10 protein-coding genes are annotated in these 15083 nt (G+C 61.6%); 7 read left to right on the forward strand and 3 right to left on the reverse strand.

The genetic code is table 11. The annotated features are described in order from the left end of the window. The first annotated feature begins 10 nt into the window (after nucleotides 1–10). Nucleotides 11–652 carry an MBL fold metallo-hydrolase gene (locus P0N66_RS06270; RefSeq protein WP_275803416.1) on the forward strand — a complete coding sequence of 214 codons (642 nt, stop codon included), beginning with the start codon at nucleotides 11–13 and terminating at the stop codon, nucleotides 650–652. A 36-nt stretch (nucleotides 653–688) separates the two neighbouring features. Next, nucleotides 689–2596, forward strand: coding sequence for a selenocysteine-specific translation elongation factor (gene selB, locus P0N66_RS06275; RefSeq protein ID WP_275803418.1), 1908 nt, complete (start codon nucleotides 689–691; stop codon nucleotides 2594–2596). 59 nt (nucleotides 2597–2655) lie between these two features. On the opposite strand, the gene cooS is transcribed toward selB, so the two are convergent. After that, on the reverse strand, nucleotides 2656–4536 hold the full coding sequence (gene cooS / locus P0N66_RS06280; protein WP_275803420.1) for an anaerobic carbon-monoxide dehydrogenase catalytic subunit: 1881 nt from the start codon (nucleotides 4534–4536) through the stop codon (nucleotides 2656–2658). Between the two features lie 232 nt (nucleotides 4537–4768). Here cooS and P0N66_RS06285 point away from each other — a divergent pair, with 232 nt between their 5' ends. After that, on the forward strand, nucleotides 4769–6232 hold the full coding sequence (locus P0N66_RS06285; RefSeq protein WP_431190020.1) for a protein adenylyltransferase SelO: 1464 nt from the start codon (nucleotides 4769–4771) through the stop codon (nucleotides 6230–6232). A 281-nt stretch (nucleotides 6233–6513) separates the two neighbouring features. Here P0N66_RS06285 and P0N66_RS06290 read toward each other — a convergent pair whose 3' ends face one another. Beyond that, complete coding sequence (locus tag P0N66_RS06290; RefSeq protein ID WP_275803425.1) at nucleotides 6514–6666, reverse strand: DUF3096 domain-containing protein; 153 nt, start codon at nucleotides 6664–6666, stop codon at nucleotides 6514–6516. A gap of 207 nt (nucleotides 6667–6873) precedes the next feature. On the opposite strand from P0N66_RS06290, the gene P0N66_RS06295 reads away from it, so the two are divergent. Beyond that, nucleotides 6874–8337 carry an AsmA family protein gene (locus P0N66_RS06295; protein WP_275803427.1) on the forward strand — a complete coding sequence of 488 codons (1464 nt, stop codon included), beginning with the start codon at nucleotides 6874–6876 and terminating at the stop codon, nucleotides 8335–8337. Here the strand turns inward: P0N66_RS06295 and P0N66_RS06300 are convergent. After that, on the reverse strand, nucleotides 8290–9960 hold the full coding sequence (locus tag P0N66_RS06300) for a PepSY-associated TM helix domain-containing protein (RefSeq protein WP_275803430.1): 1671 nt from the start codon (nucleotides 9958–9960) through the stop codon (nucleotides 8290–8292). The two genes, P0N66_RS06295 and P0N66_RS06300, sit on opposite strands and share 48 nt — an antisense overlap. A 235-nt stretch (nucleotides 9961–10195) precedes the next feature. Here P0N66_RS06300 and hflX point away from each other — a divergent pair, with 235 nt between their 5' ends. The 3 genes from hflX (at nucleotide 10196) to P0N66_RS06315 (ending at nucleotide 14994) form a co-directional block, all read left to right on the forward strand. Further along, nucleotides 10196–12001 carry a GTPase HflX gene (hflX, locus tag P0N66_RS06305; RefSeq protein WP_275803432.1) on the forward strand — a complete coding sequence of 602 codons (1806 nt, stop codon included), beginning with the start codon at nucleotides 10196–10198 and terminating at the stop codon, nucleotides 11999–12001. Between the two features lie 184 nt (nucleotides 12002–12185). Then, a complete protein-coding gene (locus tag P0N66_RS06310) occupies nucleotides 12186–12746 on the forward strand; it encodes a DUF4390 domain-containing protein (protein WP_275803434.1) in 561 nt (186 codons plus the stop codon). 1 nt (nucleotide 12747) lies between these two features. Next, nucleotides 12748–14994 carry a sensor histidine kinase gene (locus P0N66_RS06315; protein ID WP_275803436.1) on the forward strand — a complete coding sequence of 749 codons (2247 nt, stop codon included), beginning with the start codon at nucleotides 12748–12750 and terminating at the stop codon, nucleotides 14992–14994. Nucleotides 14995–15083: the final 89 nt, after the last annotated feature.

Raw genomic sequence — 15083 nt, forward strand, 5'->3', positions numbered from 1 at the left:
GGTCCCATTTATGAAAGTTACCCAATTAACCGTCGGCAGCATGGGCGTCTGCTGCTATATCCTGGCCTGCGAAGAGACCAGCCAGGCCCTGGCCATCGACCCCGGCGGCGACGAACAGCTCATCCTGGACCACTGCCGCCAAAACAACCTGCAGCTTAAAATGCTGGTCTGTACCCACGGCCACCCCGACCACGTGGCGGCCAACGCCGTCCTGAAAGAGGCCACCGGGGCGGAAATCGTCATGCACCAGGAAGATGCCGCCTTTTTCGGCCAGCCGGAGGTCGAACAGTACTTTTCCATGCTGGGGCTGCCCCCCTCGCCACCCCCCGACCGGCTGGTCAAGGACGGCGATACCATCGAACTGGGCAGCATCAAACTGGTGGTCATCCACACCCCCGGCCACACCCCCGGCGGCATCTGCCTCTACTCGGCCCCGCACCTGTTCAGCGGTGACACCCTCTTTGTCGGCGCGGTGGGCCGTACCGACTTTCCCGGCGGCGATACCGCCACCCTGATCGACTCCATCCGCCAACGCCTGCTGGTGCTGCCCCCGGACACCGTGGTCTGGCCCGGCCACGGCTACGGCGGCTCAAAGTCCACCATCGCCGCCGAGGCGGCGGAAAACCCCTTTCTGCAGGAAAAATGGTATTGAGCCCGGCAACCAAATGCCGCCACGGGGTGCCAGTCCATGCGTGAAATAGTCCTCGGTACCGCCGGTCATGTCGACCACGGCAAGACCAGCCTGGTCAAGGCCATGACCGGCACCGACACCGATCGCCTGAAAGAGGAGAAGGCCCGGGGGATCACCATCGAACTGGGCTTTGCCTTTCTCGACCTGCCCTGCGGCCATCGTTTGGGCATTGTCGATGTGCCGGGCCATGAGCGTTTCGTCCGCAACATGGTGGCCGGGGCCGCCGGCATCGACCTGGTGGCCCTGGTGGTGGCCGCCGACGAGGGCATCATGCCCCAGACCCGGGAGCATTTTGAAATCTGCCGCCTGCTGGGGGTGGAGCGCGGCCTGATCGTCATCACCAAAAAAGACATGGTGGAGGAAGAGTGGTTGGAGCTGGTCCAGGACGAGGTGCGGGAATTCGTCCAGGGCAGTTTCCTGGCCGAAGCCCCCATGCTCACCGTCTCCTCCATCACCGGCGACGGCATTGCCGCCGTGAAGGAAACCCTGGATCAACTGGTGGCCGCCTCCGATTTCAGCGATGCCCACGGACCCTTCCGCCTGCCGGTGGACCGCGTCTTTACCATGAAGGGCTTCGGGGCGGTGGTCACCGGCACCTCCCAGGCCGGCCGCATTGCCTTGGGCGACGACGTGCTCTTTTACCCCCGCCGGGTGGCCGGCAAGATTCGCGGCATCCAGGTGCACGGCCAGGAGCAGAACGAGGTGGAGGCCGGCTATCGCACCGCCATCAACGTCCAGGGGATCGATAAGGAAGAGATCCGGCGCGGCGACGTGCTGGCCACTCCCGGCTGCCTGGAACCGGCCTTTGTTTTCGACGCCGAGTTTCTCTATCTTTCCAGCAACGAAAAAAATCTCAAGCACCGCCGTCGGGTGCGGGTGCATTTGGGCACCGCCGAGGTCATGGGCCGGATTTCATTGCTGGAGGACGAGGAACTGGCGCCGGGGGGCGAGGCGGCGGTGCAGTTGCTGCTGGAGGAACCGGTCAGCGTCTGGCCCGGCGACCATTACGTGGTGCGCGGCTATTCCCCGGTCTACACCATCGGCGGCGGGGTAATCCGCAACTGCGCGGCGGCCAAACGACGCCGCTTCAAGGAGGCCAACCGGGAGATATTTGAGCTGTACCGCGCCGGCAGCCAGGAAGAGCTGGCCCTTTTTCACCTGCGGGAAAGCGGCCCCACCGGCCTGACCCTGCAGGAGTTGTCGGTACGGCTGGGGGTGTTCGGCAAGAAGACCCAGAAGCTGCTGGAGAAAAACATCTCGGCGCGGAAAATCATCATCATCGAGCCGGACAAGCAGCGGATGGTGGCCGGTGACACCCTGGCCGCCCTGGGCGCCAAGGCGGAAAAGTTGCTGGCCGACTTCCATCGCGAAAACCCGCTGAAAAGCGGCCTATCGAGCGAAGAGCTGCGCCGCCGCTTGGCCCGCGATCTCTCCCCCCGGCTGTTCCAGATTTTGCTTACCGAAATGCTGAAACAACAGCAGGTGGCGCAGGAGGAATCGCTGATCCGCCTGGCCTCCCACCAGGTCTCTTTAGCCGGCGATGCCGAAACCCTGCGCCGGGAGCTGGGCCAATTTTACCGCCAGGCGGGGCTCAATGCCCCCACCGTCAAGGAGGCCCTGGAGGCCCACAACAAGTACCCCGCCAGCCTGGTCAAGGAACTGCTGGCGGTGATGGTCCGGGAAGGGGAGCTGATCAAGGTCAGCGAAGACCTCTACTACGAAGCCCGGGCCCTGGAGCAGCTCAAGGAAAAACTGCTCGCCTTCCTCAAAACGGAGGGCGAAATCGACGCCCCCCGCTTCAAAAACCTCACCGGCCTGACCCGCAAGTTCTCCATCCCCCTGCTGGAATACTTCGACCGCACCAAGGTCACCCTGCGCATCGGCGACACCCGCAAACTGCGTTGAGGTAAGCGGTCACGGGGCAAAGCAACCTGCGGGCCCCGTGTGACCGCTTACCCTTATTGTCAACCCGGTAGCCCCAAGCCCTGGCGCTTGCGGACAATCCGTGCCTCCAGGAGGTCGGCGGCCTTGCGCGGATCCGGTTCCACCACGAAGGTGGCGCCCACCAGGGCCTCCAGGCCGTTTAGGGCCAGGTCGGTCACCGTTTGCGAACCCAGGATGTTGGGCGGCAGCCCCAGGTGGGTGTAAATGCCGCTGGCCACGGCGTACATGCCGATGGCGGCGGCCTTTTCCGAATACCACTCCGGCGAGGAGGCGGCCACCGGCAAATCGGAAATATCCACCCCCAGGGCATCGGCGATCAAAGCGCAGAGGTGGATGATGCGCGAGTTGTCCACGCAACTGCCGAAATGGACCACCGGGGGAATCCCCAGGGCGCCGCAGATCTCCTTTAACCCCGGCCCGGCTTGGTCGATGGCCTCCGGCAGCAGCAGCCCCGCCTTGCCGGCGGCGGTGGTCACGCAGCCGGTTACCAGCACCAGGATGTCCCGCTCGATCAGGGCTTTGGCCAGGCCGACGTTGCCCGAGTCCTGCTGGAACTTGGGGTTGTTGCAGCCGACAATCCCCACCACCCCGCGAATCTTGCCGGCCTTGATGGCCTCCAGCAGCGGGGTCAGGCTGCCGCCCAGGGCGCTGAGCACCGCCTCGTTGCTGAAACCGGTCATGATCTCCACCGGCTCGCCGGGGATCTCCACCCGTTGGGGGTCGCGCCTGCCAAAACCGTCGATGGCCAACTGCACGATCTCCTTGGCCTGCTTAAGGGCGGTGGCCGGCTTGATGTCGAAATGCACCGCCCCGGTGAAGCGGGCCTTGTTGGCGGTGGTGATAAACTTGGTATGATAACAGCCGGCGGCCTGCAGCAGGCTGGGCATGATGCACTGGTAATCCACCACCACCGCCTCCACCGCGCCGGTGACCACGGCCAGCTCGGTCATCAGGTGGTTGCCGGCCATGGGAATACCCTGGCGGGCCAGGATCTCGTTGCCGGTGCAGCACAGGCCGGCGACGTTGATCCCGTCGGCCCCGGCCTTTTGCGCCAGGGCCAGCATCCCCGGGTCGTTGGCGGCGGCCACGATCATCTCGCTGACCACCGGGTTGTGGCCATGCACCAGGATGTTGACCTGTTCCTTTTTGATCACCCCCAGGTTGACGGTGGACTTCTTGGGGCTGGGGGTGCCGAAGATCACGTCGGAAAGTTCGGTGCCGATCATCGAGCCGGCCCAGCCGTCGGCCAGGGCGGTACGGGCGGCATGGACCAGGGTGCTGGCGGCGTCGTTGTCGCAGCCCATGTGGGTGCGGTGCATCATCTCGGCGATCTCCCGGTCCACTCCCCGGGGGGTCATGCCCAAAGAGCGCCAGATGGCCCGGCGCTTCTCCGGCACCCGGCTTAAGAAGGCCACTTCCTTTTTGCGGCTGCCGAAATCGGCATAGAGGATGTCCATCACCGCCCGGGCCACGGCCAGCAGCTCACCGCCTGCGGCATCGGCCACCCCCAGTTCGTCGGCGATGCGGCGCAGCTTGGCCTCGTCTTTGATTTGATAGTCCTTGGTTTCCCCCTCGACGATGGCCTCCAGCACCTCGATCAGGTCCCGACCATGATCGGAATGACCGGCGGAGCCGCCGGCGATAAAACGGCCGAAGTTGCGGGCCACCACCACATCGGCATCGGCGCCGCAAACCCCGCGGGGCATCTTGGCGGTGATCCGGCAGGGGCCCATCACGCAGTTGCGGCAACTGGTGCCCAGTTCACAGAACTTGCAGTGGGGGGTCTGCTGTTCCAGTCGGTCCCAGGCGGTTTCCACCCCGTCCCGCTCGGCCTTGCGCAGCATGGCCCGGGCATCTTCCCACAGTGATTTTTCCTCGATGGATTTCTTCTTCTCCGCCATCTTTCGACCTCCCGGATAAGTTGATGATCACAATTCCGCCGACCGGCCACAAAAAGCCGGCAACTGCCACAGCGGCGACCAAATCACGTTAGCAAAGCGGCCCCGGGGCGTCAAGCGAGGGTATTGGCCACTTTTGCGTTGCAGCCACCAGATAAGTTGGGTAGCGTCAATTAACAGTGACTTACGGAAAAAGAGTGCTTGCAAAAATTACGGAAAGGTTAGGAGGCAACCCATAAACTTCCCATTTGACAACAGCTACGCTCGACTGCCCGAGGAGTTCTTCAGCCCGGCCAAACCCGCCGGGGTTGCGGCGCCACGGTTGTTGCTGTTCAACGAGGCCTTGGCCGACCAGCTTGGCATTGAGCGCGACGGGGCAACGGACGATGAGTTGGCGCAGGTTTTCAGCGGGCAGCGCCTGGTGGAGGGCTCCCAGCCCCTGGCCCAGGCTTATGCCGGCCATCAGTTTGGCCAGTTTGTGCCGCAATTGGGCGATGGCCGGGCCATTCTGCTGGGCGAGGTGGTCAACCGGCAAGGGCGGCGCTTCGATCTCCAATTAAAAGGTGCCGGCCGCACCCTGTTTTCCCGAGGCGGTGACGGCCTGGCCCCCATTGGCCCGGTGCTGCGCGAATTTCTGGTCAGTGAAGCCATGTATGCCCTGGGGGTGCCGACGACCCGGGCCCTGGCGGCGGTGGCCACCGGGGCGACCGTCGAGCGTGAACGGCCGTTGCCGGGGGCCATCCTGACCCGGGTGGCGGCCAGCCACTTGCGCATCGGTACCGTCCAGTTATTCGCCGCCCGGGGCAATCGCCAGGCCCTGAACACCCTGGTGGAATACACCCTGCAGCGGCATTATCCCGATCACCCCATCGACCCGACTCCGGCCATGACATTACTGCAGGCCGTCTGCGAACAACAGGCCAGGCTGGTGGCCCGGTGGATGGCGCTAGGCTTTATTCACGGGGTGATGAACACCGACAACATGACCCTCAGCGGCGAGACCATCGACTACGGCCCCTGCGCCTTTATGGACCAGTACGACCCCCAAACCCGCTTCAGCTCCATTGATCACGGCGGGCGCTACGCCTACGGCAACCAGCCGATCATCGCCCAATGGAACCTGGCCCGCCTGGCCGAAGCCTTGTTACCGACGGAAACCAAGCCCAATGCCAGCCTGGAGCAGGCCAAGGCGATCATCGAACAATTCATGCCGCGCTACGAACAACTTTGGCTGGAGGCCTTCAACGCCAAGCTGGGGTTGGCCGAAGTCATCGAGGGAGATCGGCAGCGCCTTGAGCACTTACACACCCTGATGCAGGCCGGTACTGCGGACTTCACCCAAACCTTCAGAGGCCTGGCCCGCTGGCTGCAAACCGAAGAACTCGCGGCCCTGCCCGCAGGCCTCCAGCAACAGCCTGAACTACCTGCCTGGTTGGCAGATTGGCAGCAACGTTTAACCCGGCAAGGCCGCACCAGCACAGCAGTGGCCCAGGCGATGAACAGGGTCAACCCTTACGTGATCCCGAGAAACCACAAGGTGGAGGCCGTCTTGACTGCGGCTGAACAGGGCAACCTGACCCCCTTTAAGCAAATGTTGGCAGCGGTGCGCCGACCTTACGAGGAAGGGCCGGAACAGGCGGAATTCAGCACCCCGGCCCCACTGACAGAGCGGGTTTATCAGACCTTCTGTGGTACCTGACATCACGGCAGCGGCACTTTTTGGCTTGCAGCCAGCAAACAAGCTGGGTAGCTTCAGCGAAAAGGTACGCAACCAAACCCAAATGCCAACCTTGGGGAGAAGGCATGGCCCTTGATCATCGGGGGGATGGCGGCTCCGATCAGTTCCGGCAACTCCAGCGACAGCTGATTGTGCAGTTGGCCGTCGCGGTGCACGTAGCGAATGTATTCCTGCAACTCGGGGGAAATGGCGACTGGTTGAGGCCACCAGCCGCCAGCCCGCCGGTTGTTCCCCGATCACCGCTATTGTCCCAGATGGACGCCACCGATCAGTCCCAGGATTCCCAGGACAATCAGATAAACGGCGATGATATAGTTAAGCAGCCGAGGAAAAATCAGGATAAGTACCCCGGAGATCAACGAGATCAAGGGGGCAAGGCTAAAGGTAATATTCATTGCAGGCTCCTGTTTGAGTTTTGCGCAATCCCCGCCGGGATAACCTGTTCATGGTAGTGGAATGCCATGCCGGCCGTCAAAGTAATATTACTGGCCTTTCCTTTGGCTGGTATTTATGATTCTGTTATCACAACAGCAACAGAGACTGACCTTCGGAGCACATAGTCTGAAACAATGATGCGGATTCGCAAAAGGAGTTCGTTGCCCATGCCCAAGGCTATCCGCATATTCTTGATTATCCTGGCCGGGCTGTTCCTGGCGGGATCTCTGCTTGTTGTACTTGCCTGGCTGGTTATTGATGCTGATGACTTCAAGGATCAGCTGGAGCAAACCGCCTCCCGGGCTCTGGGGATGAAAGCCGAGGTCCAGGGCCCGTCCCGGGTTCTGCTGTGGCCTGTACCCGGACTGCGGTTTGAGGATTTCAGCATCAGCAAAGGCGATTCAGAGTGGCTTAAAGTCTCGGCCTTGGAAGTCCGGGTCCGGATAATGCCCCTGGTCCGCGGCCGGCTGGAATTGGCCTCTCTTGGTCTGGTGGAACCGAATCTTCGTCTGGAGCGGCTTGAAGAAGAAAGATTCAACTTTATTCCCGACCATGAGCCTGAAAAATCAGGACAGGCACAACCTTTGACCATCCAAAACTTTAAGGTTTCAGATCTCAACCTCTCCTTCACCGACCAGGTAGCCGACCAGCGGATAACCGCTGAAAATTGTGACTGGATCGGACACGACCTGAAATTGAATCCATCTCAGGCCGATGGACCTCAATTGAATCTGCCGGACTTCAACAGCAATCTGACCTGCAGCCAAATCACCTTGTCGAACCTGGTCGCACTCGGAGTAAAGGCCACAATATCTGCTCAAAGCCAGCAAATCATGATCAGCCAAGTGACCGGAGAGTTGCTCGGAGGGGAGTTTACAGGCTGGCTGAAAAGCGATTTTGCCGGACCCCGACCCCATCATTCCCTTGAACTTGAACTGGCCGATTTTCAGATCGAACAGTTCATTAAAACCTTCCGGGAGGAAAAAGGGGCTGAAGGTAGAGCCACATTTATCACCCAGCTGAATTCCTCCGGTCAATCATTCCCTGAAATCGTGGCCGGCCTCAATGGCCAGGCAGAGCTTAACGGCACCGATATTATTCTGTACGGACTCAATATTGACCAACAGCTGACCAACTATGAATCCACTCAGCAGTTCAAGCTGGTGGATGTGGCTGCCTTTTTCGTGGCCGGTCCGCTCGGCGTCGGCATTACCAGGGGCTACGGCTTTGCCAGTCTTTTCGCTCATACCGGTGAGCAGACCCATATCCGGGAATTGGTTTCAAAATGGGACTTTGCAGATGGGGTGGCCAAGGCCCAAGATGTGGCCTTTGCAACCGCCCAAAACCGCATCGCCCTAAATGGTGGTCTTGATTATGCGAACTCACGGTTCCAGGACCTGAACGTGGCGGTGGTTGACGTTGATGGTTGTGCGGTGGTTGAACAAGCTATTCATGGCGACTTTCAGAACCCCAAGGTGGACACCCCCAACTTCCTGGTAGCCCTGACAGGACCGTTTGTGGACATCATAGAACGGGGGGTAGGGCTGTTCACAGATAAAGAATGTGATCCGTTTTATACCGGTTCAGTTTTTCCTGCGGCGATAGAGCCAGTCGTACAGGCCGGTGAGTGACAGCAGCAGCAGGCCGATGCCGCCAATGGGGACGATCAGCATGTAGCCAATCCCCAGCCACTTTTCGAAGATGCGGCCGTTGTGCAATTCAAAAAGCCAGTGCCATAGCGACATCGGGGTGTGGCGGCCGACTTCCGCCGGCATCCGGGGTGGCTGGCGATAATCGCGGGGGTCGGTGGGCATCATGCCGTCGTGGTAATCCACCCGGAAGCGGGGCCACTGGCCGGTTCCGGCCTGGGGCGGGATTTTTTCCATTACCACGCCGCTGAGCAGGTCGTTGCTCATGTATGGGTTGCCCCCCTGCAGGCCGGGCCGGGGCAGCCGCTGGGTTTGGCCGCTGGCCTCTTCCCAGAGATACATGCCCATGAAGGAGCCCACCAGGATCAACCCCGGCTCCACTTCTTCCAAAACCGTTACCCCCATGCCGTGGATCGGCACCGGCACTCGCCGGGGCGCGAAAGGCCGGCTGAAATCGGCCGGGCCCTGGAAAAAACCGCCCTGGGTGGCCAGCAGCAACTGATCGCTGGCGCTCAGGTACAGGGCCTTCTGGATGTTGCCGCCAAAGTCGTCGCTGCGGGGGGATAGGGTCAGCAGGGGGTGGTCCTGGTTCAACGAATAAGGGGCCAGGGCGATGAGCAGCGGCGGCCGCAACAGGGCTCCGCTGACTCCCAGAATCACCAGGAAAATCATGGCATAGACGCCAACCTTTAAGTGCCAGGGCCAGCAGAAGGTGAAAAAACGACCCGGCCGGCGCCGCCATCTTTTCAGCCAGCGGTTGCGCCAGGGCACATACCATATCACCAGGGCGCTGAGGCCGAGAAAGAGCAGGGCCAGGGCCACCAGGTCCAGCGGCCATTTGCCCGCCGGGCCGATGATCTCACCGTTGTGCATATCGTGCAAAATCCTGAACCAGGGCACCCGCCGCGGCTGGTCGGCCGGGGCTGCCGTCAGGTCGGCGGATTCGAAGGTGTAGGTGGTACTTGCTTCGGCTTGGGCTGCTCCGGCGTGGGTTGCTTCAGGCCGGATGTCGTGGGCGGGCAGCGGGCTGCGATAGGCGCCCCGGCGGGTAAAGGCCACCACGTCCCGGCCGGTGGCGATGACATCCACCACCGCCTCGCCCCGAGCCCCCGGCAACTCCACCAATCGCCATGGTTGTCGCGGTGGCTGGTGGTAAAGGCCGGAGCGGGTGGCGGCCAGCAATTCCACCATCGGCGGTATCGTCGGGTTGTCTTCAGGCTTGGCGGTGGTATCTTCGGCGTCGTGGTTAAGCGGCCGGGCCAGCAGCCCCAGGGTGTCGCGCCGGTATGGGGGCGCCGGGAAACCCTGCTCCAGCATGGTAAAACTGCGGCCGCCGTCGGGGCTGTACGCCACGCCGGGCTTGCCGGCCAGGAACCACTCTTTCCCGATAATGGTGCCGGTGCGCAGGTACATGCGGTTCCAGTTGTGGGGCTGGTAGTTGTCCGGGGTGATGGCCCAGGGTACGGACAATGAGCTGATCGGACCGGGGTTGTTCAGCAGCAGGCCGCTTAAGCCCATGGCCAGCAGGTAAAGCACCAGCAGGAGGCCTAAATATTTGTGCAGGGCTTTGGAACCACGGAAAATAACGCGAAAAATAAAAGACAATTTACTCTCCCCTCGGAAAAATAGAAAAACAGGTGGATTGACGATGGCCGGTGATCGGGATTCCTTACCCCAGTATGAACCTCTGTCAATGACCTTGTTCCGGCTCGGCGGCAGTTTAACTATTTTTTAACCCTTGCGTTGTTACGGTATTTCCCACTTGCGGCTTGCTCGACTCTCCACTAAACTCCAAAAATTTCATGCCCCACCCCGCCAAAAGTAGTCCATGGACGGACTTTTGGCGGATTCATCAGTTATTGTAACCAAACCGTTTTCCGAGGAAGAAGATATCGCCACCATCAGCGGCAATACCGCCGGCCTGAAGCCGGTGCAGTTAAAGATGCTGGAACGCCTGGGACGGCGCCGGCTGGACCCCGACCATATCCTGACCCCGGAGCTGGCCCGCGCCTTGAGTGAGCTGTCCCGGGAGACCGGTCGGCAACTGGGGTTGATCATCGACCGCTCCGGGCAGGTGGAAATACTGCTGGTGGGGGATCATCGTTCCATCATGATTCCGGCCCTGCCCCAGAACCGGGCCACCGGCGCCCGGCTGCGGGGCCTGCGCTGCCTGCACACCCACCTGGGCGGCGAAAAGCTCACCCAGGACGACTTCATGGACCTGCTCTTTCTGCGGCTGGACCTGATGAGCGTGCTGGAGGTCGATGCCGAGGGGCGGCCGGGCAAGCTGCACAGCGCCCATCTCAACCCCGGGGCCATGGCCGATCAGGAACCCGGTGCTGTCGGGGGGGCGGTTGTGGCTGATGCCGGTGCCGGCGGCCTTGATTCCGGGGTTGCGGGTTCCGCCGCCGGTACTCACGCGAAGGCGACGGTGCCGACGGCGGCCAACCCCTGGCTGGTGCTGCCGCCCCGGCAGGTTTCCCGGCAGCCGGATCAACTGCGGGAGCTGATCGCCTCCCTGGAGGCGGAGTTCAGCCGCCGCCGCCCGGTGCGCGAGGTGGACCGGGGGCGGGATCGGGCCATCCTGGTCAGCGTCAGCAGCGAACCCAAGTCCCGGGCCGCCGAGTCCATGGCCGAACTGAAAGAGCTGGCAAGCTCGGCCGGGGTGGTGGTGCTCGACGAGGTGATCCAGCGGCGGGACAAGATCAACCCCCGCCTGATCCTGGGCCGGGGCAAGCTGGGGGAGATCATGCTGCTGGCCCTGCAGACCGGCGCCAACCTGCTGATCTTCGACCAGGAGCTCAATCCCTCCCAGGTGCGTTCCATCACCGACCACAGCGAGTTGCGGGTGATTGACCGCACCCAGCTTATTCTGGATATCTTCGCCCGCCGGGCCCTGAGCCGGGAAGGGCGTTTGCAGATCGAAATGGCCCAGCTCAAGTACCTGCTGCCCCGGCTGGGCGCCCGTGATGACGCCCTGTCGCGGCTCACCGGCGGCATCGGCGGCCGGGGGCCGGGCGAGACCCGGCTGGAGATCGACCGCCGCCGCACCCGCGACCGGCTCACCAAGCTGGCCGCCAAGCTCAAGGCGGTGAGCCGGGAGCGCTATCAGCGCCGGGAGCGGCGGCGCAAAAAAGAGATTCCAGTGCTCTCTTTGGTGGGCTACACCAACGCCGGCAAGTCCACCCTGCTCAACGCCCTGACCGGCAGCGACATCCTGGCTGAAGACCAGCTTTTCGCCACCCTGGACCCCACCAGCCGCCGCCTGCGTTTCCCGGAGGAGATGGAGGTGATTATCACCGACACGGTGGGTTTTATCCGCCACCTGCCGGAAGAGTTGCTGCAGGCCTTCAAGGCCACCCTGGAGGAGCTGGGTGAGGCCGATGTGCTGATCCACGTGGTGGACATCAGCAACCCCCGTTTTGCCGACCATATCAAGGTGGTGGAGGAGCTGTTGCGGGAACTGGAGTTGGATCGGTTGCCCCGCCTCACCGTCTTCAACAAGGTGGATTTGCTGACCGACCCCTCCTGGGTGACCGAAGAGGCAGCCCGTTACGACGCGGTTGTGGTCAGCGCCCTGGACCGGGCCACTCTGCCGCCGCTGCTGGAAAAGGCGCGCCAGGCGGTGCTGAAAACCTGGTCGTAACGGTTCAGCCGTGCCGCAATCAGCGGTGCTGATGAACCGTTACGGATTAATATTTATAGTTGTCGGCGTCGCAAAAAGCCGCGCCGCCGACTGGGCACGCTTCGTAACTCCTTGTTTTCGTGTTATCGACCAACACGTTTTGGCGGTTTTTTGAGAGTTTCTCATAGTTGGAGGCATATTTTAAGTGCGTATTTTGTCGGGCCTTCTTTTGGTGCTGGCCGTTTTGTTTTGGTTGCCGACGCCGTCGACTGCCGATGAAGGGCGGATCGGTGAGGTGGTGGTTACCAACTCCAGCCGGGAGGTGCTGCTCTATTTCCAGCTCCGGGATTTTCTGACCCAGGAAATGGAAGAAGGGGTTCGCAGCGGTCTGCCCCTGACCATGACCTTCCTGGTTGAACTGCACCGGCAGCGCTGGGGCTGGCCAGACCGCAAACTGGCGGAACTGGAATTTACCCATGTGTTAAGCTATGACAGCCTCAAGGATGAATATCGGGTGGTCCGGGAAGAGGAGAGCGGCCGGGTGAAAACCACCGGTTCACTGGCCGAGGCCCGGCGGGTGCTGGGACGGGTCAGCGGGCTGACGGTGCTGCCGCTGGCCGAGCTTGAAACCGGCCAGACCTATACCCTGCGAGTAAAAGCCCGGCTGGCGGAAAAGAGCCGACCGCCGCTGTTAAGCCGCCTGCTGCCTTTTCGGCGCCTGTGGAGCTTTGAAACCGATTGGCACAGTGTAGAATTCTATTACTGAGATGACCGAGATTAACTACGAAGATATCCGCGAGGAGATTGTAGCCCAGGACCGTAAGCGCCGACGCCGGCGCCGCCGCTGGATTGTGCTGGCCCTGCTGGCCTTTTTCGGCCTGCTGACCTACTTTGAAACCCGGATCTTCGAATTCGGGGAGTTGGACCTGCCGGTCAGCGGCAATCTGTTGGTCTTTATCATGATCAACATCAATATCCTGCTGCTGGTGGCGGTGGTCTTTCTCGTGCTGCGCAGCCTGGTGGAACTTATTTTCGAACGCCGCCGCCGGGTGCTGGGTACCCGGTTACGCACCAAGATGGTTATCTCATTTGTTTCCCTCACCCTGATTCCCGCCGGCTTGCTGTTCTTTGTCGCCCTGCAGTTTATCTCCACCAGCATCGATTACTGGTTCAATATCAACGTGGAGCACTCACTGGAGGAATCCCTGGATCTGGCTCGGGATGTTTATCGGGATACCCGCACCGAAACGATACGGGAAGGGGAGGCAATTGCGGCACAGCTTCATTCCCGGCGCTATCCCTTCGGGCCGGATCGCATGGCTGAACAGTTTTTGCGCGATATCCTCAACAGCCACGGCTTGAGCGGCATTGAAATTATCGATGCCGAGCGCCGCACCCTGGCCGCCGCCTACCTGCCGGAATTGGCGACGGTCGGTCTGCCGGAGGTGCCCTCTGATCTGCTGCGCCAGGCCATGGCCGGCGAGAGCGGCTTGTCGGCGATTCAGGAGATCGGTGGCGGGGAGCTGGTCCGCAGCCTGACCCCCTTTGCCTGGCCCGGCCGGCAAGAGGAGCAGGCGGTCCTGGTGCTGTCCCGCCTGATTCCGGCGGAACGCCTGGAGCGGATGACCGCCATCTCTTCGGGCCTGGAAAGTTACCGGCAATTGATGCTTTTCCAGACTCCCATCAAGACCAGCCTGCTGGTAACCTTGCTCATCGTAACCCTGCTCATTGTCTTTTGCGCCATCTGGTTCGGTTTTTATGTGGCCTCCGGGCTCACCGGGCCGATCCGCAAGCTGGCCGAGGCCACCCGGCGGGTGGCCGACGGGGACCTGGAATTCGAGCTGGAAAAAACCTCCGGCGATGAAATGGGCACCCTGGTGGATTCCTTTAATCGGATGACCCGGGACCTGCTCACCAGCCGCCGCCAGATCGAACAGAACGCCCAGGAGTTGGACCGGCGCCGCCGCTACACCGAAACCATTCTCCAGAACGTGGCCGCCGGGGTCATTTCCCTGGACGATTCCGGCCGGGTGATTACCATCAACCGCTTCGCCGAAGAGCTGCTCAAGGTACGGCAGAAGGAGATCGTCGGTCGCCATTACCGGGCCATTCTGCACCGGCAACACCTCAAGGTGCTGGAGGGTTTTCTGCAGGAGCTGGCCCGTTCCGGCAAAAACTCCATCCAGCGGCCTCTGCGCCTGACTGTGGGGGAGGAGATTTTGTCGCTGCGCATCAACTTTACCCGCCTCTACGACGAAGAGGGGCGTCCTTTAGGGGTGGTGCTGGTGTTCGACAACCTGAGCGAACTGGAGAAGGCCCAGCGGATGGCGGCCTGGCGGGAGGTGGCCCGCAGCATCGCCCACGAGGTGAAAAACCCGCTCACCCCCATTCAGCTCTCCGCCCAGCGGTTGCGCAAAAAGTACCTGGAACGGCTGGCCGGTGATAATGAGGTTTTTGATCTGTGTACCCGCACCATCATCAGCCAGGTGGAGGAACTGCAGCGGCTGGTCAGTGAATTTTCCAACTTTGCCCGGATGCCGGCCATTGAGAAAAGCCCCAACGATCTGGTGGCCATGGTGGACGAAGTGCTGGTGCTTTATCGCGAGGGGCACAAAGAGATCAGCTTCAGCCGGGAAGGGGAGGAAGCGCTGCCGCTGCTGTTCGACCCCAAGCAAATTAAGCGGGTGCTGATCAACCTGCTGGACAACGCGGTGGCGGAAGTGCCGGCGGGTGAAGGCGAGATCAAGGTGGTACTGGCACGGGACGGGGAACGCGGGGTGGCGGTGTTGGAGGTTCAGGACAATGGGTCGGGGGTGAAGGATGAAGACAAGCTGCGCCTTTTTGAACCCTATTTTTCCACCAAAAAGGCCGGCACCGGCCTGGGGCTGGCCATTGCCAGCACCGTGGTCAGCGACCATGGCGGCGCCATCCGAGTGCGGGACAACCAGCCCCACGGGGCCTGCTTTGTGGTAGAACTGCCCTTGAGCGAGGATGCGGAACCGGAAAATGTGTAAAAAACCTTTTATTTTTGAGCGAGGTCCCATATATTCATTGCTAGATTGGATGTTCCAGCTATAAAGTTTGCTTCGATGCCCGACAGGTC

It is taken from the genome of Desulfurivibrio dismutans, assembly GCF_029210385.1.
GTDB classification, from domain to species: Bacteria; Desulfobacterota; Desulfobulbia; order Desulfobulbales; family Desulfurivibrionaceae; genus Desulfurivibrio; species Desulfurivibrio dismutans.